The sequence below is a fragment of the Parashewanella sp. 2304DJ23-3 genome, assembly GCF_056591695.1.
Genome location: NZ_JBWQOH010000001.1, coordinates 592,435 through 613,745, shown reverse-complemented (window position 1 = coordinate 613,745; position 21,311 = coordinate 592,435). Strand labels below are relative to the sequence as shown.

18 protein-coding genes are annotated in these 21,311 nt (G+C 39.5%); 13 read left to right on the top strand and 5 right to left on the bottom strand.

Annotated features, from left to right (window positions below):
- Positions 1-67 precede the first annotated feature (67 nt).
- The gene (gene plsY, locus AC1EU2_RS02665) at positions 68-682 is read right to left on the bottom strand and encodes a glycerol-3-phosphate 1-O-acyltransferase PlsY (RefSeq protein WP_480297065.1); all 615 of its coding nucleotides are present in this window, start codon (positions 680-682) and stop codon (positions 68-70) included.
- A 287-nt stretch (positions 683-969) separates the two neighbouring features.
- Here plsY and folB point away from each other — a divergent pair, with 287 nt between their 5' ends.
- The 3 genes from folB to AC1EU2_RS02650 are packed head-to-tail and all read left to right on the top strand — an operon-like array spanning position 970 to position 2,631.
- Positions 970-1,326 (top strand): dihydroneopterin aldolase, encoded by a 357-nt coding sequence (gene folB, locus AC1EU2_RS02660; RefSeq protein ID WP_480296449.1) that lies wholly within the window; start codon positions 970-972, stop codon positions 1,324-1,326.
- Between the two features lie 2 nt (positions 1,327-1,328).
- Entirely contained in the window at positions 1,329-1,820 is a 492-nt protein-coding gene (gene folK, locus AC1EU2_RS02655) for a 2-amino-4-hydroxy-6-hydroxymethyldihydropteridine diphosphokinase (protein WP_480296448.1), read from the top strand.
- Positions 1,821-1,827: 7 nt separating this feature from the next.
- On the top strand, positions 1,828-2,631 hold the full coding sequence (locus AC1EU2_RS02650; protein ID WP_480296447.1) for an undecaprenyl-diphosphate phosphatase: 804 nt from the start codon (positions 1,828-1,830) through the stop codon (positions 2,629-2,631).
- Between the two features lie 115 nt (positions 2,632-2,746).
- Here the strand turns inward: AC1EU2_RS02650 and AC1EU2_RS02645 are convergent, their stop codons facing one another.
- Positions 2,747-3,013, bottom strand: coding sequence for an Lpp/OprI family alanine-zipper lipoprotein (locus tag AC1EU2_RS02645; protein WP_480296446.1), 267 nt, complete (start codon positions 3,011-3,013; stop codon positions 2,747-2,749).
- Positions 3,014-3,233: 220 nt separating this feature from the next.
- Entirely contained in the window at positions 3,234-4,466 is a 1,233-nt protein-coding gene (locus AC1EU2_RS02640) for a multifunctional CCA addition/repair protein (protein WP_480296445.1), read from the bottom strand.
- A gap of 341 nt (positions 4,467-4,807) precedes the next feature.
- Between AC1EU2_RS02640 and AC1EU2_RS02635 the strand changes: the two genes are divergently transcribed.
- Both AC1EU2_RS02635 and AC1EU2_RS02630 read left to right on the top strand, forming a co-directional pair.
- Positions 4,808-6,445, top strand: coding sequence for an ExeA family protein (locus AC1EU2_RS02635; protein ID WP_480296444.1), 1,638 nt, complete (start codon positions 4,808-4,810; stop codon positions 6,443-6,445).
- 6 nt (positions 6,446-6,451) lie between these two features.
- Positions 6,452-7,516, top strand: a complete 1,065-nt coding sequence (locus AC1EU2_RS02630; protein WP_480296443.1) for a general secretion pathway protein GspB — start codon at positions 6,452-6,454, stop codon at positions 7,514-7,516.
- A 73-nt stretch (positions 7,517-7,589) separates the two neighbouring features.
- Here the strand turns inward: AC1EU2_RS02630 and AC1EU2_RS02625 are convergent, their stop codons facing one another.
- Together AC1EU2_RS02625 and nhaD are read right to left on the bottom strand one after the other, a co-directional pair.
- Positions 7,590-7,943 carry a VOC family protein gene (locus AC1EU2_RS02625; RefSeq protein ID WP_480296442.1) on the bottom strand — a complete coding sequence of 118 codons (354 nt, stop codon included), beginning with the start codon at positions 7,941-7,943 and terminating at the stop codon, positions 7,590-7,592.
- 74 nt (positions 7,944-8,017) lie between these two features.
- Complete coding sequence (nhaD, locus tag AC1EU2_RS02620) at positions 8,018-9,265, bottom strand: sodium:proton antiporter NhaD (protein ID WP_480296441.1); 1,248 nt, start codon at positions 9,263-9,265, stop codon at positions 8,018-8,020.
- Between the two features lie 379 nt (positions 9,266-9,644).
- Between nhaD and AC1EU2_RS02615 the strand changes: the two genes are divergently transcribed.
- The 8 genes from AC1EU2_RS02615 (at position 9,645) to ggt (ending at position 21,281) form a co-directional block, all read left to right on the top strand.
- The gene (locus AC1EU2_RS02615; RefSeq protein ID WP_480296440.1) at positions 9,645-9,983 is read left to right on the top strand and encodes a hypothetical protein; all 339 of its coding nucleotides are present in this window, start codon (positions 9,645-9,647) and stop codon (positions 9,981-9,983) included.
- A gap of 61 nt (positions 9,984-10,044) precedes the next feature.
- A complete protein-coding gene (locus AC1EU2_RS02610; RefSeq protein WP_480296439.1) occupies positions 10,045-10,434 on the top strand; it encodes a hypothetical protein in 390 nt (129 codons plus the stop codon).
- Positions 10,435-10,541: 107 nt separating this feature from the next.
- Positions 10,542-13,634 carry an efflux RND transporter permease subunit gene (locus tag AC1EU2_RS02605; protein ID WP_480296438.1) on the top strand — a complete coding sequence of 1,031 codons (3,093 nt, stop codon included), beginning with the start codon at positions 10,542-10,544 and terminating at the stop codon, positions 13,632-13,634.
- Positions 13,631-14,686: an efflux RND transporter periplasmic adaptor subunit gene (locus AC1EU2_RS02600; protein WP_480296437.1), complete on the top strand. Its 1,056-nt coding sequence runs from the start codon at positions 13,631-13,633 to the stop codon at positions 14,684-14,686. Before AC1EU2_RS02605 ends, AC1EU2_RS02600 begins: the two co-directional genes overlap by 4 nt.
- A 95-nt stretch (positions 14,687-14,781) precedes the next feature.
- Positions 14,782-16,218 (top strand): ankyrin repeat domain-containing protein, encoded by a 1,437-nt coding sequence (locus AC1EU2_RS02595; RefSeq protein ID WP_480296436.1) that lies wholly within the window; start codon positions 14,782-14,784, stop codon positions 16,216-16,218.
- Between the two features lie 110 nt (positions 16,219-16,328).
- On the top strand, positions 16,329-16,811 hold the full coding sequence (locus tag AC1EU2_RS02590; RefSeq protein WP_480296435.1) for a hypothetical protein: 483 nt from the start codon (positions 16,329-16,331) through the stop codon (positions 16,809-16,811).
- 187 nt (positions 16,812-16,998) lie between these two features.
- Complete coding sequence (locus AC1EU2_RS02585) at positions 16,999-19,395, top strand: TonB-dependent receptor plug domain-containing protein (protein ID WP_480296434.1); 2,397 nt, start codon at positions 16,999-17,001, stop codon at positions 19,393-19,395.
- A 98-nt stretch (positions 19,396-19,493) separates the two neighbouring features.
- Positions 19,494-21,281, top strand: a complete 1,788-nt coding sequence (gene ggt, locus AC1EU2_RS02580; RefSeq protein ID WP_480296433.1) for a gamma-glutamyltransferase — start codon at positions 19,494-19,496, stop codon at positions 21,279-21,281.
- Positions 21,282-21,311 lie beyond the last annotated feature (30 nt).

Sequence of the window (21,311 nt, the reverse complement as noted above, 5' to 3'; positions counted from 1 at the left end):
AGAATAGTTTCTGAGTATAGTCAAATACGAAAAGGCTGTTGTGTTAAATTTTCTTAATGGTCATCGGCTATCTATTTTTCTTTAACTTATTCTTCAGCGTAAACCGTGACTCTGTCCCATTAAATAAGCGGATAATATTGTCTTTATGTCGAATAAATATAAGTAAGCTCAACATAGATACTGGAATAGTAAATCTATCATCAAGCATAGAAGTCAAAATCGGAGCAAGTAAGGCGGCCGTTAAAGAGGCTACAGAAGAATAGCGAGTAATTAATATCATGACTAACCAAGCTGCCATTAAGTAGAGCGCTAAATATTCACCAATCGGTGCCATTGCACCAAAAGCTGTTGCAACTCCTTTCCCACCTTTAAAATCGAAAAAAATGGGAAAAATATGCCCAAGACACGCTGCAACGGCAACTAATCCTAATGATATTGAATCAATATTCAGCTTGTAGCCAATATAGGTTGGTAAAGCTCCTTTTAGCATATCGCAGAATAAAACCATTGCCGCAGAGCTTGCTCCACCTATGCGTAAGACATTGGTAGCACCAGGATTTCCTGAGCCTTGAGTTCTAGGATCTGGCAGACCTTTTAATCGGCACACCAATACAGCAGATGATATTGAGCCAAGGAGGTAGGCTGCAATAAGCATGCATAGGGTTACGGCGATTACACTCAACATGGTTTCCTTACGCTTGTTAATGTATTATCACGCCACAAAAATGTGGTGAAGTTTCGCTGCTGACGATGAATTTGCAAAATTAAGCTCATTTTTAAGACTAAAAAGCATTTTATTCTGTTTTAACACCATTTGGCTCATTATCCTACTCGTGTTTTTAATGAGTAGAAAGCACAAAATGTTTTTTATATAAAGGGCAATAAAATAGCAATTCTTTTAATAAACGGCAGCAGTATAACCAAAAATATCCAGATGTCTTATTAGACCTCTGTGTAGAAGGAGTTTTAATGGATAAAGTCTTTATAAATCAATTGCAAGTTGATACGGTTATTGGTGTTTATGATTGGGAAAAAGAGATCCAACAAAGTTTATTTTTAGATTTAGAGATGGATTGGGATATTTCACTTGCTGCAAAAAGTGATGACTATCAGCATGCACTTTGTTACGAAACCGTATCGAACCGTCTCATTGAGCTTGTTTCGGAAAAGCCAATAGAACTCATAGAAACAGTAGCTGAGTTAGTTGCTCACTGTTTACTGAACGAATTCCATGTATCTAAAGTGATGGTTACCGTAAACAAGCCCGGTGCAGTTAAGCAAGCTGCTAACGTTGGCGTAAAAATTATACGTACTAAGAATTTGTAATAATGGCAAAGATTTATATCAGTGTTGGCAGTAATATTGAGCCTGAAAGAAATATCAAGCAAGGTGTTCGGCAATTGCGGGCGTTATTTGAAGAGCTTGAAATATCCTCGATTTATCTGAGTGAAGCTATTGGCTTTGATGGTGGCGATTTTTATAACTTTGTTATTGGCGCTGAGACTACAGCTTCAATTGCAGATGCTAGCTCGGCACTTCGAGAAGTAGAAATTGCAAACGGCCGTTTACCAAATGCAGTTAAGTTCAGTTCGCGTACGCTTGATCTCGATTTACTACTTTATGATGATGTAATTTGCCAAGAGCCTGTGCGTTTGCCACGTTCAGAAATTGCATTTAATGCTTTTGTTTTATGGCCACTTGCTGAGATTGCTCCCGATGTTATTCATCCAGAACTTAACGAAAGCATGTCGTCGTTATGGAATAAATACGACAAATCAGCGCAAGTTTTACGTCCAATAACGTTTAATTGGGACGATTAGGATTTTTATGGATACCTTTCAAGTTATTATTCTTGCTCTAATCCAAGGGCTTACCGAATTTTTACCCATTTCAAGTTCCGCACACTTGATTCTTCCTGCACAACTTCTTGGTTGGCAAGATCAAGGTTTGTCGTTTGATATTGCGGTAAATACAGGTTCACTATTGGCTGTGATTATCTATTTCAGGAAAGAAGTCTGGCAATTATTAACGGCTTGGTTAGCCAGTGTTTTTAAGCAAAAACATTCAGCAGACAGTAAATTAGCCTGGTGGATTATTTTAGCTACTATACCGGCTGTGGGGTTTGCTCTGCTGTTCAAAGATTATGTGGAAACCGTATTTCGAAGTATCGAAGTGATTGCTGCAACTACCATCATTTTTGGTCTACTGCTATGGTGGGCTGATAAGCTTACACATAAAGATTTGACGGAATATCAAACTGGTTGGAAGAAAGCGCTAATCATTGGTATTGCTCAAGCTCTTGCGATGATCCCAGGCACTTCAAGATCAGGTATAACGATAACAGCAGGTTTATTCTTAGGGTTGAGTCGACAAGCTGCGGCGCGATTTTCATTCTTAATGGCTATTCCAGTTGGTTTTGGCGCTGCTGTTTTCCAAGCTAAAGATTTTGCTGAAACCAGTCATGCTATTGATTGGCATGCATTAACTCTTGGAACTTCGGTTTCATTTGTTTCTGCGTATGTGTGCATTCATTACTTTTTGAAGCTCATCAGCCGTATGGGGATGACACCGTTTGTAATCTATCGTCTGGTGTTAGGTGCAGTGTTATGTGGAATCATTTGGTTAGGGTAAGAGTTTGAAATATTTATGGTGACAACATGAGGGTTGTCACACGAGGAACTGTCCCTAAATACACTACAGCATAGTGTGGAAATTATTTAGGGACAGCTCCTTTAAGCATGACATATTACTTCTTATAACGAGTAGCCATGTTATCTAAACGGTCGTTAGCGCGCTTAGCTTCAGCGTGAGCATCCATAGCTGCTGCTTTTGAATCGCGGCTGCTTGAGCTCAATTGGCCTTGATCAGATTTTAGAGAGTTAACTTCAGCAGTAAGTTGGTCAACTTTGTTGCCTAGGTTGTTAACGCTTTCTTGTAGAGCAGAAGTGTTTGCACAGCCACTTAAAAGAGCAGTAAGTGCAAGACCAGCGATTGTCAGTACTTTTTTGTTCATGGAAAAAATCCCTTACATGGAGGTTGGATTAAATGCTTCGATTACAAAAAGTTGCAACCGTAACGAACTAATTATGTCATAAACAATCTAAGTTGCCATGATTTAATCAGATTGGCTAAAACTAAACCAATAAATGCTTGATTGCAAGCTAGCTTTTCGTTGTGAACTTATAATATCTATTCTTTTAATATAATCTTAAATACTTTTACATTTCATTTTCTTAGCTGTAATTTTTTGTTGCCTTAAATTGCGAAATTACTTGCTCTCGTTGACGTTGTAATTCGTGTTTAATTTGTGCCCCTTTCAGCCCTGCATTAATAATGGCTTTGACGTCTATTTCATTGGCAATATTAAAGCAGTTTTGTATGTAATCCATTTGCGGATATTCATGATTTTCAAACCCTGTTCTTCCCCGAATGTCGGCTTTACATGAAAGTAACAGTTGTCCTAGGCGGTGAGGTTTGCGCCAGGCGTCCATTTTATCAAACATTTTTAGAATAGTTTCAGGCTTCAATTCCATTGCTGTGTGAATATTCTGGTGCAGATCACTGACGATAATCGCAAGATCACGGTACTCATTCGGCACTCTGAGTCTTTGACTGAGCGATTTTATTATCGAAACGCCTTTTTGACCGTGACCGTGATGTTTGGGTAAATGTGCTTTCGGGCTAACAGCTTTTCCCAAATCATGAACAAGAGAAGCGAAGCGAACTTGCTTATCTTCAGTCAGCATTGCTGCTTGCTCTAATACCAGTAGAGTGTGAATTCCTGTATCAATTTCAGGGTGCCATTTCTCAGGTTGTGGTACACCGAAAAGAGCATCAATTTCTGGGAATAATGCGTTAAGCGCACCGCAATCTTTTAATACTTGAAAATAGACTTGAGGCTGGCTATAACTGAGCGCTTTTTCTGTTTCTACCCAGACACGTTCAGCGCTTAACTCTGTTAACTCGCCTGACGTTGATATCTCTTTCATCAAGGAGAGTGTCTCTGGTGCAATGGTAAACCCCAGTTCGGAAAAGCGAGCTGCAAACCGAGCGACTCGAAGCACTCTTAATGGGTCTTCAATAAAAGCATCTGAGACATGTCGTAATATTTTGTTGTTGAGATCTTGTTGGCCATCATAAGGATCTACAAGCTCGCCATGTTCATCTTTTGCTATAGCGTTAATGGTTAAATCGCGTCTGAGTAGGTCTTCTTCAAGAGTAACTTCTTTGGACGCATCAACAGTAAAACCAATATAACCAGCCCCAGTTTTTCGCTCTGTCCTTGCGAGAGCATACTCTTGCTTAGTCTTTGGATGCAAAAATACAGGGAAGTCTTTACCGACTTGCTGATAACCAAGTTCGAGCATTTGTTTTGGGGTGCTACCAACTACGACAAAATCTTTATCTTTGACTTCCAAGTCTAATAAGGCATCCCTAACGGCTCCGCCAACCAAGTAAATGTTCATCTGTCTCTAAGCTTAGAATTTCAATATTGTTAAGTTTATCATTGTTTGTCAGGGGCTGTTTATCTTTCAGGATTGAATGTTGTGCTTGCTGACCGATTATTAATTTGAAGCATGAACAGTAAAATTTAATAATCTAAATTAGTGGCTTATAACACAGAGAAGAGTACGCTCATTGGTATCGAAAACTGCACAAGCTTTGTTCTGCATTAAATAACGAGTTTATCCTTGTATAAATGGCATAAAAACTTAAACAATCCCTAATTTTTTAAGATAATACTTTGACAATAAAAGGACTTAGCCTTAACTTGTTGGCAGTTCAAAATGATAAGGTTCAACTTTATATGTATCAGTCGTTTTACGGATTAAATGACAGCCCGTTTTCAATTGCACCTAATCCTCATTATTTATTTTTAAGTGATCGCCATCGTGAAGCGTTAGCGCACCTAAAATATGGTCTTGGTGAGACCGGAGGATTTGTCCTGTTAACGGGGGAAGTCGGCACAGGTAAAACAACGGTTTCTCGATCGTTATTAAAGCAATTACCTGAAAACACTGATACAGCATTCATCTTAAATCCAGCATTAACAGAATTAGAGCTTTTAGCGACACTTTGTGACGAGCTTGGAATTGAATATGAAGAGAATCCCTCGTTAAAGCAGTTGACCGATAAAATAAGTGCCTTTTTACTCAACAATCATAAAAAAAGCCGTGATACTTTATTAATCATCGATGAAGCTCAACATTTAAAAGCCGAGGTATTAGAGCAGCTAAGGTTACTGACTAATTTGGAGACGGATACTAAAAAGCTACTGCAAGTGATTTTAATCGGTCAGCCAGAACTGCAAATATTATTGAAACGTCGTGAGCTTAGGCAGTTAGCCCAACGAATCACTGCACGTTATCATTTACTGCCACTTTCAGAGCAAGAAATTGCCTTGTATGTTCAGCATCGTTTGCAGGTGGCTGGCAGAGAAGAGCCACTATTTACTCGTAAAGCTATTAAGTATTTACATCGCCAAAGTGGCGGTATTCCTCGGCTAACTAACCTGCTTTGTGAACGTGCACTTATGGCCGGATACGCCCAATCTAAGACACCAATTGATCATAAAATGATTATGTTGGCGTCGGCAGAAGTCTTAGGCGAAGAGCTTGAACAAAAACGTTCAACATTACCTTACTTGGGAGCTGTTGGGTTATTTGGACTTATTTTTGCTGCGACATATGCATTTTTCAGTTATGACTCTGATCCTGAAAAAGTGATTACGGCAAAAGATGAAATTAAAGCAGAAGAGAGCCAGCCTCAGGTAAAAACACAAACACTGGTTAAAACTGAGTCTGAAAAGCAGCAAAAAAGTTTTGATGAAAACTCAGAAATTTTAACTCAAGCCATTAATAATAGCCGTGATATCAAAACGTCTTTTGCGGTTTTATTTGGTTTGTGGGGCAAAGTGCCATACCAAAACCTAACACCGTGTCAGGGTGCACAATTACAAGGGCTAGATTGCCATCAACAACAGGGTGGCTGGCAAGTACTTACTGCCATTAATTACCCTGCATTGTTGTACTTTAGAGATATTGATGATAAACCTTTTTATGGTGCGGTTATCGCACGTGATGGCCAACGATTGAAGCTTCAGTTTGCAGAGCAGCAAATTTGGATCACCAGAAGCTGGTTTGAACAACATTATGCCGGAACTTTCGAATTACTATGGCATAAACCACAAGTGACGCAGAGTGAGATTAATCAGAATGCGTCTTCTGAAGATGTGCAATGGTTAGAAAATCAATTGGCAAAAGTTAATCATCGAGCACCAAGAATGGTGGATTATTTCGATGTTAATTTAAAGAAAGAGCTCATGCAGTTCCAGCAACGTCATGGATTAAAAGCAGACGGAATTGTAGGAAGACAAACGTTTGTACAGCTCAACCTCTATGCAAGTTCTGAAGGTCCAAGATTAACCAATGCGGCGGGGATGTAGTCAGTTATGTCAATTTTATTAGATGCAGTTACTAAGAGTAAGCAGCAACAAACCGATGTAATCGATCCCGCTTTAACACCAAGGCAACAATACGCCGAACTGCATAAAAACGACAATTTACCCATCAAGATAGGTGTCAGTGTCTTAGTTTTGTTTTTGGCAATTGTTGCTGCGTGGTTGTTGGCTACATCACACCGTACGGCAACTGTGCAAATGCAAAAGCCTCAAGTAAAAGAGGCCGTTAAACCTACTCTGCCAAAGAACACTCAAGTTGAACCCGCTCAAGCTAAAATTAAGAATGTCGAAATCGCCGGTAAGTCTGCTTTACCGATTTCTCAGGTCTACTCACCAACGACTGTGCAAGCAAGACCAAAGCCTGTAAATGCTCAAACTGCGCATAATACTGTTGCTACGAGTGAAGGTTCAGCTTCGATTAATGTACCTTCTAATCAAGCTATACAGCAGCAACATGTATCGACAAACGAACAAAACAGTTCGAGTGGGCAACCTCTACTTCATAAACCAATAATTTTAGGGCGTCAGCCAAGTGAAGATGAGTTAGCAAGAATTCATGCTGATACGAAATCAAATCCAGCTTCTTCAGATACTGAGTCAACATTGACGAATCAACAGCAACAAAAACTGTCGCTGGAAGCTTTGAAACGTCAAATTGATGCAGCCGCAACCGATGTAGGCTTAAAAACACAAAATCAGCATCATCAAGATGAATTAGTAAAAGAGATTGATGCAAAGTTAAGAAATACTGAGCGTGAAAAATCCATTCGAGCGTCTGATAAAAAAGATTCTATGATGACAGGACTACCACAAACAAAGTATCCAAACGTACCGAGTTATGGTGAACTGCCTGCTGGCGTTCAGTTACAAGTACCTGAGTTCAATATCAACGCTCACATGTATTCGTCTATTCCCTCACAGCGTCGTTTAAGTGTTAATGGGCAAGAGTTAAAAGAAGGGGATAAGATTAGGGGCAAGTTGAAAATCCTTGAAATTCGCCCTAGAGATGTAGTTCTAGAAGTAGCTGGTGAGAAATTTAGAGTACCTGCTATGTAAGTCGTGAATTTTGTTCCTGAGCCAGTAAAACTCAACAAGACTTTAGATATGCTTAGTGATGAATTGGTCTGTATCACGACTCAAATTGAAGCAGTTCAAACCCAATGCCATCTATATCTTCAAATGCCACATAAACGCCGACAGGACATGACTGAGGTTGATCATGTAATACGGTTGCACCAGTAGCTTTTAAGCGTTCGATATCGGCATAAATGTCATTTGATTGGAAAGCGAGTTTAGTCTGCGGCTTTGTTGGTAGTGTACCTAGTTCAATTTGCTGTAAAATTAGCGCTGCGCCTTCACCTTGCAACTGTACAATACAATCTCCATATTGTTCCCCAATTTTTTGCTCAAGCCCCTGTTGATAAAAGCTTAAAGATTTTTGAAGATCACTGACGTAAATGGTTTGCACACAAATGGGTTTCATTGTTCTTCCTTGAAATAAAAAAGGGTGAAACTGCATATCACCCTATATTTTAATTATGACACTAGTGTTGATCTTTAGCCGAAAATATAATGACCGACGTAAACAGAAAGTACATAACCAATTGAATAACAGATAAACAGAAGCGGGAAGAACTTTGCGTGGCTTGCAAAAGTCAGCTCTTTTACTCGGCTCATTACTACTACCCCTGCAGCGCTTCCGATAACGAGTAGCGAACCACCAACACCAACGCCATATGTCAGGCCTAACCATTGAGCCGTAGTAAGTGTTGGGTCAGCCTTCAATAAGGCAGCTGTGAGCGGCACATTATCGAGTAGAGCTGAAAACATACCAGTAAAGAAGTTAGAATAGTTAGGGTTATGTTGGCTGTAGACTTGAGCTAAAGTGTCAAGCATTCCAATTTGTTTTAGCATGCCCACGATCAACAAGATACCCAAGAAGAAAAGCAAAGTATCAAATTCAACCTGACGAATATACTCTAATATCTTCACTTCGCTGCGGTTTGGGTGTGCAAGTGTTGCAGTCATAAACATCACTGACAAGCCAGTTAAGAAAGTTAACACCGGTGGAATGGCAAAAAGAATATTAAGCAGCATTGTTAATACAATAGTGCTAAAGAAAAGTACCGTAATAACGACATCGACTGTGTTATAGGTGCGTTCGACTTTTTCTGTACTGACTGTGCCTTTGATATTATAAGAAAATAAGAACGATAGTAGAATAACGCTTATAGCAGCAGGAACAATAAGAGTGACGAGTTCTGACATTTTTACATGACCACTCAAGAATATCATTAGCGTGGTTACATCACCTGTAATCAGCGCAACACCTCCAGAGTTCACCGCAAAAATAATAAGAACGGCCATTTTCAGCTTTATTTCTGAACTCAATTTGAACGTGCTAACTAGCCCTAAAGTGACCAGAGAAGCAGTTACGTTATCGCAAAAAGTTGACAGGATAAGTGCAAACAGAGAAACACCAATCATCAGCATTCTTACAGTGATTTGACTTGGGAATATCTTTTGAACAATAACCTGAATCATCCCTTTTGAGTTTAAGTAAGCCACAAAAGTCATTGTCGACATTAAGAAAAGCCAAAGTGTGGCGATTTCAAGTAAGTTTTCATTGAGTTCTTTTGAGACGATTTGTGTTTCTTGAGGTGTGCCTGCTGCTACGAATAAACAAACCCAGGAAAAACATCCTAGAAATAGAGTTGTTTTTGCTTTATTTATTCCGGTAATGTCTTCGAAAATAATGGTGATTAAGGCAATAACAGCTAAAGCAATCATGAATATGTTGAACATTATGCGATTCCGCCAATTTTAAAAAATAGTCTTGATGTTGATTTTAGTGTAGGTTAAATCCTTGAATTTGAGTGACTTCGTGTCGAAGATTAAAATCTGATGAATAAGAACATACTATCTGTTCATGTTCAACGAAACTGTAAAAATGGCAATGTTCAACAGAACATAGTTATAGTTAATTAACAGTTAGTTATGAGGTTTTTTTGAGTGTATTAATTATCGTTAATCTTCATTTTAAGGCCTTAGATAAAATTCATATTTCTAATTCCCAATTGTTGAACTCTTCATCGTTAATCAAGGTTAATCTCGCGCAAATATCGAGTTTACATGTGATGTATATACTTAAGCATGTAGTCACTCAGAATTAGGCGAAATTATTATGAACCGTTATAACGCTACCACTTCATCATTATTAGTAAACGGTCAACACGTGTGTAAGAAAGATGCAGGCAATGATTCAAGCTATAATAACAATATGAACATGCTCATTGAGCAAGTCGAACATTTAGAGTCATTCGCTCCATTTGCAAGCATGCCACTTATTAATGCTTATTTTGTTTCGGGGCTTAATGAACTTAAAGAAAAACATGACGGCGGTTTCGCAAAAAGAGCTGGAGTGAAAGGCTTTAAGGTCATCACAGAATTTATGGAAAAGGTGAACCCGATCTTAAAACAAGTCTTAGAGTTTGATTTAGTTGACGTACCTCTCAGAAGTTAATGTAAATCAACTATAATTTAAGTTAGGTATTTTTAAAATTAGGTAAAGAGGAGGGCAGAAGGTGGGATTTAATATTACTAATAGTCATGTTTTTAGTGCTGACCTCCATCCTCAAATCTTCAATAATGAGATTCAAACAGAAGCTCAAAGTGGAGAAGTTCGATTCGGTGGAAGAAGCTATCGAAGAAATGATGAAGAGCATCCTCAGCTAATTTTTGCTGGAATGCTGGTAGGCTCATTCCATATGCAACCAGAAATGGAAGCCGAACTTGATCTCGCTCTCGCTTCTATGGAAGATTTTTTTGCAAGTGAATTGATTGATCCGAAAACGAAAGTTTGGGTTGCCGCAGAACTTGATAGAGGGGCTAGTTTTGATAGGCTTGTTAGAGACTTTTTAACTCCAGAAAGTTTGCATAGACGCCAACAGTTTAATGGTCTTGGTTTAGTGTAAACTTTATAGTTAAGACAATCGAAAACCTTTGTAACACTTTGCAAAAGCTTTTTTAAATGAAAAGAGTAAGATACACGTCAATATAGAAGTACCAACAAGGACGAAGCGTGAATCTTACTAAAGCTGCTACCTCAAATATTGCAGGTACTATTGTTGCTTTACTCCTTATCTCCGTTTTTGGCTTATTAGCCGCCTCAAAACTTCCCATTCAACTACTTCCCGATATTCAACAACCTCAAATTTCTGTATTTAATAATTGGCGCAGCGCCGCTCCACAAGAAATGGAGTCAAATATTGTTGAACCACAAGAAAATGTACTGAGGCAAGTTCCGGGTGTGATTGAAATGCAATCAAACATATCTCAAGGGTTTGGTGGCGTCACGCTTACATTTGAAGTTGGCAGTAATATGCAAGAGGCGATGATTAATGTCATCAATGCTTTAAATCAAACCCCTCCAAGGCCTCTTGATGCTAATGAACCGTTTATCAATGTCGGCGGCGGCAGAGGTGCGCCAAACCTCGCTTCACTTCTTATTAGAACGGCTCCGGACAATGAAAATACCGATTTTGGTAGTTATCAAAAACTGATAGACGATGTTGTTGAGCCTAAGCTTAGACAGATAATGGGGGTCGCTAATGTCAACCTACAGAGCCGACTACCTAAAGAACTCCATATTCGTTTTGACCCTTATCGAGCAGCGGCACTGGGTGTAACCATTGATCAGTTTAGAAATGTACTTCGAAGAGCATCTGATGTTTCCGGCGGAACAACTAATGTCGGGCGAAGGCAATATACGGTTCGCTTTGTTGGCCAGTATCATCCAGATAATTTGGGCCAACTCATTCTTACTTATAATAATGGGCGCCCTGTTTATTTGAATGAACTCGCCGATGTTGAAATTTCGTCGGCCGATCCGCAAGGTTTTACCAAGCGAAATGGTTATCCAGCTTTTTATATCACTTTAGAAGGCACATTTGATGCTAATACAGTTTCGGTATTGGAAGGTGTTAATAAAGCAATAAAAGAATTGAATGAGGGACCGTTAGCTGAAGCCGGTTTAGTGATGGATCTTTCATTTGATGCTTCAATTCACATTAAGCGGGCGATTGCCTTAGTGAAAGGTAACCTTGCTATTGGTGTGCTGTTGGCCTTAGTTGTGCTGTATCTTTTTTTGAGAAGCTTTCCTGCAACATTGATGATTGCTTCAACCATACCGGTAGCATTATTGGCAGCATTTATCGCATTGGAGGCATTGGGAAGAACGTTAAATGTTATTTCACTGGCTGGGCTAGCTTTCGCTGTTGGTTTAGTGCTCGATGCTGCGATTATTGTGCAAGAAAATATTGTTCGTATGCTGCAACAAGGTAAACCTTTAAAGCAAGCTGTGTTAGAAGGAACATCACAAGTCAGCGGCGCATTAATGGCATCTACTGCGACCACTGTTGCGATTTTTTTGCCGATTCTATTTATGAACGGTGTTGAAGGGCAATTGTTCGCTGACTTAGCGTTAACACTTTCTGTTGCGGTTGTTTCATCGTTTGTTTGTGCCGTCACTTTGCTGCCTGTATTCAGCTTATTGTGGCTAAAATTAGGTTCCTTAAAGTCTAAATCAGACAGTGTGTTTTGGGATTCCCTTACCAATAAAATTCAGGGGCTGACTTCTACGAAAAAATTAGCCGCCATTTGGTGTGCTTTGCTTATTGTCGGTACAGCAGTACTTACATTTTTGATGATGCCTCGTCCTGACTTTTTACCTCAAGCTAAGTCAGATGGTATTTTTGCCTTTTTTGCTTTGCCACCAGGAGCCAACGTTGCCACGCTTGAAAAAGAGGTGGGCGAACCGATTATTGAGCGTTTGAAACCGTACTATGAAAAGAAAAAACAGCCTTTTATCAAAGGTTATAACTTTTCGATGTTTTCAGCATTTAACGTTTTATTTATTTACCCGGAAGATCCTACTCAAGCTGATGAAATGATAGATCTGCTCAACAATGAAATTTTAGTGGGTTTACCAGACACTCAAGCATTCACAAACCGAGGTTCATTATTACAATTCGGATTCAACGGCGGACGCGCAATCAATATTGATTTACAAGGACCGGATATGGAAGCCTTGATGACTGCCGCAGCTTCAGGCATGCAGCATGTCAACGAAGCGCTACCGGGCTCGGTCGTTCGGCCTATCCCAGGTCTTTCTCTTTCACAGCCCGAATTACAGTTAGTTCCAAATGAAAGACGACTCGCCCAAGCAGGTGTAGATAAAGCGCAAGTTGCAAGTGCAGTAAGAGCGTATACATCAGGGTTGTTTGTTGGCGAGTATTTTGACGGTAACGAGCGCATGGATGTGTTGCTAAAAGGGCCTGATTGGGATTATCCGGAGCAGCTATCGGCTACGCCAATTTATACTTCCGCAGCGGGAATTCAAACTATTGGCGAACTGACACACATAAAACGAACGGTAGGGCCGACGCAGTTGCAAAGAGTAAATGGAAAACGCAGCGTGAGTTTATTAGTTTTTCCGCCAGCAGATATGTCATTGGATCAAGCTTTAGAGATTTTAAACCAAAAAGCACTGGTTAAAATTAGATCAGAATTACCGGATAGTAGCTCTGTTAAGTTTAGAGGTAGTTCAGATAAACTCGCTGAAACCATACATCAAATGAGCACCAATTTTGCTTTGGCTGTGCTCATTCTATTTTTATTGATGGCGGCACTATTTAAGTCGGTAAAAGATAGCTTACTGGTATTACTTTCAATGCCATTAGCAATTTGTGGTGGGGTATTAAGTTTACGTTTATTAAATGTGTTCAGTTTTCAAAGTTTAGATTTGTTGACCATGATCGGCTTTATTATCTTACTTGGACTGGTGGTTAATAACGCTATCTTACTCGTAGATCAAACACGTCAAGGCGTCATAAGTGGTTTGGATATCGACAACGCCATTCAATTAGCTGTTCGAACTCGTGCTCGCCCTGTTTATATGAGTACCTTAACCTCGATTTTTGGCATGTTACCGTTAATGTTAGTGCCTGGTGTAGGCAGTGAAATCTATCGAGGTTTAGCATCGGTTATTGTTGGCGGTATGACGTTCAGTGCCTTATTTACACTGATATTAATGCCGAGCTTATTAAGATTGACCGACACCTTAAATTTTTCATTTTTACCTTGGATGCCAAGTACGACAAGGAGTGAGTTATGAAATTAAAAACAATCGCACTTGTGGGGTTATTGTTAGCTCCCTCAGCATTTACTGCAGAGCAACCTGCAAAGTTAGTCAGTATTGTTGAAGTACAAAATCGACCATTATCACCAAAGATCAATATCATTGGTTCAGTGTATTCACGCCAGAGTGCTGAACTGACCGCAGGGATAGAAGGTAAGCTTGAGTGGGTGCAAGATGCAGGTACTATCATCAAAAAAGGTGACGTTGTCGCTCGTATCGAACAAGCAAGATTATTGCTCGATAAAGCAAAACAACAAGCACAAATTGAGCATGATCAAGTGTCATTAAAAAGGTTAGAACGTGAATACAGACGTTTAGAAAAACTGAATCAAAGTAATCATGCTTCAGAAACTCAAATGGATGATGCTAAATCACAACGAGATCTGGCACTGGCTAGCCTCAAATTAACAAAACTCCAATTGGATGTTATTGAAGATGACATTCGCAGAACCGAACTTCGAGCACCATTCTCGGGCATTATCACACAACGTTTACGACAAGCAGGGGAAGATATTAATCGTGCAACATCAATTGTCTCGATAACTGACCCTGATCGACTCGAAGCTCGTCTACATGCTCCTTTGCGCTACAGTAAACGAGTTAGGGTAGGTGATGAACTTAAGGTTTACCATAATGGTGGTGATTTTGTCGCAACAGTGAGAAGTTTAATACCTGTATCCGATGTTCGTTCTCAAACTTTTGAGATTCGCATGGATCTACCCATTGGTATTGAAGACAGTTTCAGTGTCGGTGAGTTGATTTCTTTAGCGTTACCCATTGCACCGAAAGCGCTCACCACGTTAGTACCTAGAGATGCTGTGGTATTACGTTCGAATGGTGCTTTTGTATTTATCGTTGATGCTGATAATAAAGCTCACAAAGTAGCCGTCGAACTTGGTGACGGTGATGGAGAATGGATTGCGGTAAATGGTGAGCTATCTTCAGAAAATAAGGTGGTGATTCGTGGCGCAGAAACCTTACAAGAAGGGCAATTGGTAACAATGGTTAAGGAGCTTAATTCGGTTTAGATTAATAAATCTTAACTTAGAATTAATTAATTTCATATATTTCAATCAATTGCCTCATGTATCATTTTATTATGTAATTTTAAGACGTTATATTTATGTTGCAAGTTGATGTGGGCTTAGAGGCGAGTTCGAAAGTTATACTTCATAGTTTCGATTTAAATAGACTATACGAATTGGGCTCAGGAAAGCTTGTGGAGTTTCGTGTTGTCGGCGGAACTTTAGGTGACAGCTCACGAACATACGTAGCAAAACTTTCTCGTAATGACTCAATAGTTTCATTTCATCTACAAGGCAAAGGTTTTGGATCATTGGAAATCGATTGTGTGATAGATGATGTGCAAAATAAGTTAAATGCCCCTCAAGATCTTTTAAAGCTTTGTAAAAAAGGAGAGTCTGCTACTTTTAGTCGTCTACTAAAAGCTGGATGTGTAACTCGTACAACTTGTATGACAAGTGATGCCTTTCTAGATGCGGTCATAGAATCGGAAAATTTAGAGATGGCACTAGTGGTTTTAGAAGCTGGCTTGTTACCTAAAGACGCAACTAAATGCCTGTTAAAAGTGTGCACTATGCAAGGATGGGGGTATTTAGCTGAAAAGTTAATTGCTTTGCAGGCTAATGTGAATGTTAAAGATTCAGCAGGTACACCAGCCTTAACTTTAGCTACTAAAGCTAAAGATCAAAACCTTGCAAGGCTGTTAATTAAAAGTGGTGCAAATGTAGATACTAAAGATTCATCAGGTGTTACAGCTCTAATATTAGCGCTAAAATCAGAAAACCCTGACCCGAATCTAATTAGATTATTATTGAAATATGGAGCAAGTGTAAATGTTAAAGATTCAGATGGCTCACCTGCTTTAACTTTAGCGTTAGCACTTAAAAGTCCTGCACCTAATCTGATTAGATTGTTCATACAACAAAGTATAGATTTAAATGTTAAAAATTCTGCAGGTGTCCCTGCGATACTTTTAGCATTAAAATCTAAGGATCAAGACATTGTTGAGATGATGATTGAGGCAGGAGTAAAGCTTGATGTTGCTGACAAAAGTGGTAACACACCTTTAATGGAAACCATTCGTTTGGGTGATTTTGATATATTTGAGCAGGTTCTTGATAAATCAGGTGATATAGACGTTAAGGATAAAAATGGGTGGTCTGCAGTATATTTGGCTGCAGGTTATAATAGAATACAAATCCTGGAGTGTTTATTAAGTAAAAATGCCAAGATTCTTAATAATGGACCAAATAATTCTCCTCTTTTAAACACTGCACAATATGGGCATATTACCTGTGCTCGATTGATAATCGGACATGCAAAAAAAGTAGGTTTATTACCTCAACTTTTGAAAATTAAAAACTCTGATGGAAAAGATGTAATTCAATTAGCTAAAGAGTCTAGTAAGAACCCTGAATATAGAAAGTTTATGGAATCATTAAGACAAAATTTAGTGTTTTCTGTGTCTCTTCAAGAACGTTCTATAAGTGAGTTTGAAATAGTATCTGCCCTTACCGAGGGAGATACAGTGTTATAAAAATATATTCCAATGCCTTCAATATACATAGAAAAGACCTATTAAATGCACTACTTGTTCGACACTTATCGGACTATATTTATAGATCATCAATTCCAAGTGGTGCACTCATGAAACGCAATTTCGAATATCTTCAACAAAACAGCGAATTAACCCTAAGGCAAGGGGTTGAAGAGTATACTGCTGGTTACGAACACTTAAATAACAATGATGGTGAGAGTGAAGCCAGCCGTTGGTTTTATTGCCATGACTGCACCCACGTTATTTTTGGCACCATTCCATTTCAACTTAGAGGCGAATCAATTAATGACGTGCTGACGTTATTTGGTACGGATATGACGATAAAAAAATACTTAAAATTTTTTGAACTCGTTGATTATGATGTCGTGCTTAATAGCTATGTAAAACGATACAAAAGCAAGTTTAGAGTATATCTAAGATTGGTTTCATTAATTCCAATTTGCATTCTTGCTGTGTCTCGTGGAATTAGAATGAAAAAGAAGTGGGCTTGGTTTGAGCCAGAACCTTATTTGGACACACCGCTTTGGCAGTTACGAGAAGAATTTGGGATAACTGTGCTAAATCCTTACTAAAAAAGTGCTGACGTTTTGTATCAAAAAAGTCTCTTTTAATTAATCAATGTTTATTTGGTTGACATTTGCTCTATTTTTAAAACATTTTTATATAATAAATCCTTTTTAGTACTTTTTGTTATAAAAACGTATTTGTTAGTATCGCACCCTATTTTTACGTATAACCAAAATTTATCTCTGGGGTCACATGCGCGTTACATCTTTAGCAATGGCTATTAGCCTAGGTTTCGTTTCTCTGCCAAGTGCTATGGCAGCCAACGAAACATCTTCAATTGAAAAAATTACTGTTGTTGGTTCTCGAATTGCCGTAAGAAGTGAAACGGATACGGTACTTCCTGTAGATGTAATTAGCGGTGAACAGCTTCAAGCTACTGGTCTTCTTGAAACCTCTAAAGCTCTGCAATATGCAGTACCAAGCTTTAGCTTCCCAACATCTGCAATTACAGATGGTACTGATGCTGTTCGTCCTGCAAGCTTACGTGGCTTATCTCCAGATCACACATTAGTTTTGGTTAACGGTAAGCGCCGCCATGGCAGTGCTTTAGTTCACACTAACGGTACCGTGGGTAAAGGTTCTTCTAGCGTAGACTTAAACGCAATTCCTTTAACATCAATCAAACGTATTGAAGTATTACGTGATGGTGCAGCGGCACTTTATGGCTCAGATGCTATTGCTGGTGTGATCAACATCGTATTAAAAGATAACGCTCAAGGTGGTGAGTTAGAACTAACTACGGGTCAAACTTATGAAGGTGACGGTGAGCAAGTTCGTTTTGGCTGGAACCAAGGTTTTGACTTAGGTGGTAAAGGCTTTATCAATACTAGCCTTGAAATCCATGATAAAGCTGCAACAGATCGCTCAGGCGTTTATAACCGTGATTTTTATCCTGAATTAGCGGATGGTAGCCCAGACCCTCGCGAAGAAACAGTAAACAAAGACGTATTCGAAATTGGTGATGCTGATTTCAGAAACTACGCCTTTATGCTTAACGGTGAATACTCAGTAACTGAAGACGTATCTTTATATGCGTTTGGTGGCGTGAGTGATCGTAAGACTAGTTCTGGCGCTTTCTTCCGTCGTCCAGCAGATAGCAGAAACGTATTAGAAGTTTACCCAGATGGTTTCTTACCAAAACTTGAGCCTGAAGTATTAGATGCTTCACTTTACGTTGGAACTAAATTTACTGCGGCAGAGTGGGACTTCGATGTTTCTATTGGTCACGGCACTAATGAATTTGAATATCATGTAGCAGAAACCATTAACGCTTCATATGGTCCATCAAGCCCTAACGAGTTTTACGCTGGTACTTTAGCGACTCGTGAAACAAACATTAGCGTTGATGCATCAAACAGCTTTGATTTTTTCAACGATTCTGAGCTTGGTTTAGCTGTAGGTGTTAGCTATCGTCGTAATGCTTATGAAATTGAAGCCGGCGAGCTAGGTTCGTATGACAGAGGTGATTATCAAGGTAAATCTGGTGGAAGCCAGGGCTTCACTGGTTTTACCCCAGAATCTGAAGTTAATGAAAGCCGTAACAACAAAGGTGTATACGTACAAGCCGAAAACCAATTAACGGATGACTTTAATTGGACTGCAGCATTACGTTATGAGAACTATTCTGATTTTGGTTCAAACACCAGCGCTAAGCTTTCTGCACGTTATGATTTAACTGACTCTTTAGCATTCCGTGGTTCGGTTGATTCAGGTTTCCGTGCACCGAGTGTTCAGCAGCTTTACTACACCAGTATTTCTACGCAGTTCAATTTAAACCCTGCTACTGGTCTTCTTGAACCACAAGAGACTGGTACGTTTAATACTGTTAGTGACATCACCCATGCACTCGGTGGTGGTGATTTAAATCCTGAGAAGTCTCGCTCAGTAACTGCAGGTATTGTATTTAATAACCATGATGGCTTTAGCGTGACGCTAGATGCTTATCAAATTAAGCTAGAAGATCGTATTGTACTTTCTGGTACTGTTAACGATGAAACATCTCCTGAAGTTGCCGCTATTTTAGCAAACACGGCTGCAGAAAATGCGCGTTTCTTTGTTAATGGGGTAGATACTACAACTAAAGGTTTAGAGCTTGTAGCTTCTCAAAAGGTTGAAACTCAAAGTCTTGGTGAATTTGATTTCAGCTTAGCTTATTCATATAAGAAAACTGAGATTGATAGCATTCACTTGCCGGGAGTACTTAGCGGTACAGAAGATGACTTATTTGACCGTCGTGAACGTGTAAGAATGACTGAAGCGACCCCGGCAAACACAGGTAACATTGGTTTTACTCACTCTTATGGTGATTTAACTACAACGGTTAGAGCTAACTACTTTGGTTCTTACATCATTGGTTATTCAGCTGGAAACGTGAAGTTTGGTGGAAAGTGGACTATGGATATTGCCGCTAATTATCAACTTACTGATAACTTAAGTTTATCTGGTGGCATTCAAAACCTATTTGATACATACCCTGATGAGCGTCCTGAAGATAACCGCTTCTTCGGTAACTTTGTATACCCACAGGCGAATGCGCCATTTGGGTTCAATGGCGGTTATTATTACTTAACAGCTAAATATAAGTATTAAACAGTTTTTAAGCTGATGATGTTGAATGCCAGAGCTTGTCTCTGGCATTTTTATTTTTCAAAGTAAAAGTTACTGAGTCGTTAAAAATGGAGAAGTTGGTGTTTATCAATAGAGGATTCAAAAAAACGGTATCAATATTAAGTGCTGTTTTTTTTCTTTCAGCAGGCCAAGCCATTGCTGAATCAAACAATAAATTGGCTTCATCAGCTATAACACTGTCTTCTCAAAGTGCTACGCCATTATTGGAATACAGCAGCATTGTTCATCCTGTCATTGCGCGTAATGGCATGGTGGCCAGCCAAGAAGTGTTAGCTTCCCAAGTGGGTGTCGATATCTTAAAGCGTGGTGGGAATGCCATTGATGCGGCTGTGGCAGTTGGGTTCGCGTTGGCAGTCACTTTACCCCGAGCAGGTAATCTTGCAGGTGGCGGTTTTATGTTGGTTTATCTAGCAGAGCAAGATAAATTTGTTGCTTTAGACTACAAAGAAATGGCTCCGGCTGCGGCGAGCCGTAACATGTATATCAAATCAGATGGTAGTGTCGACAAACATACTGTGCGTTACACTCGTAAAGGGTTTGGTGTACCGGGTACGGTTGCAGCTTTTGCTAAAGCATTAAAAGAGCATGGCACCATGAGCCTTGCTGAAGTATTACAACCTTCGATTGATTTGGCTCGTAACGGCATTAAAGTGACTGATGATTTAGCTTTCTCACTGGTTTATGCTTCAAAACGCTTAGGGAAAGATCCTGAAGCAAAACGAATCTTCTTTAACGAAGATGGTACACCGTTAAAAGCTGGCGAAACCCTGTATCAAAAAGATTTAGCGTGGTCGCTTGAGCAAATTGCAAAAAAAGGGCCTGATGCTTTTTATAAAGGTGAAATTGCTAAACGAATTGCTACTGACATGAAACATGGTGGTGGCTTGGTTACTCAAGCTGATATGGGAAGCTATGTCGTTGCTGAACGCGAACCTGTTCGAACAAGCTATCGAAACCATGACTTAGTGATTATGCCTCCACCAAGTTCTGGCGGTGTTCACATCGCACAAATGCTCAACGTGTTTAAGCAATTCGACTTGAAAAACATGGGGCACAATACTGCTGCGACGATTCACTTGATGAGTGAAACTATGCGTCAAGCCTATGCTGATAGAAGCAAGCATTTGGGCGATCCTGATTTCAATAATATTCCTATAAAATGGTTAACCGGTGATGAGTATGCCAAGCAAACTGTTGCTCAAATCTCATTGGCTAAAGCTCGCACCTCAAAAGATGTGAATCCGGGAACACCTCCATTACCTGAGAGTCCTGATACGACTCATTTCTCAGTGATGGATAAGTTTGGCAATGTGGTATCTAACACTTATTCGCTTAATTATTCTTATGGCTCAGGCATTGTAGCTAAAGGTACCGGTATTTTATTGAATAACGTTATGGATGACTTTTCGGCTAAACCGGGTTCGCCAAATGGTTATGGTTTAGTTGGAGGTGAGGCCAATGCTATTGCGCCCAAAAAACGTGCATTAAGCTCGATGACGCCAACCATTGTGATGAAAGATGGTAAACCGTTTTTGGTTACAGGAAGCCCTGGTGGTAGCCGAATTATCACGACGGTAATGCAAGTGATTTTGAATGTGGTAGATCATGATATGAATATTGCAGAAGCGACACATGCTGTTCGTGTTCACCATCAATGGCTACCAGATCAAATTCTTGTAGAGCCAGGGCTTAATAGTGACACAATTGAGCTTTTAAAAGCCAAAGGACATAAGGTTGTAACTTCGCAAAATTCAATGGGCAGTACTCAGTCGATTATGTTTAAAGACGGGTATTTTTATGGCTCAGCAGATCCTAGAAGGCCAGGAGCTGCAGCTTTAGGCTTTTAAAAATTAATTATTGATAATTAGTATTTTGGC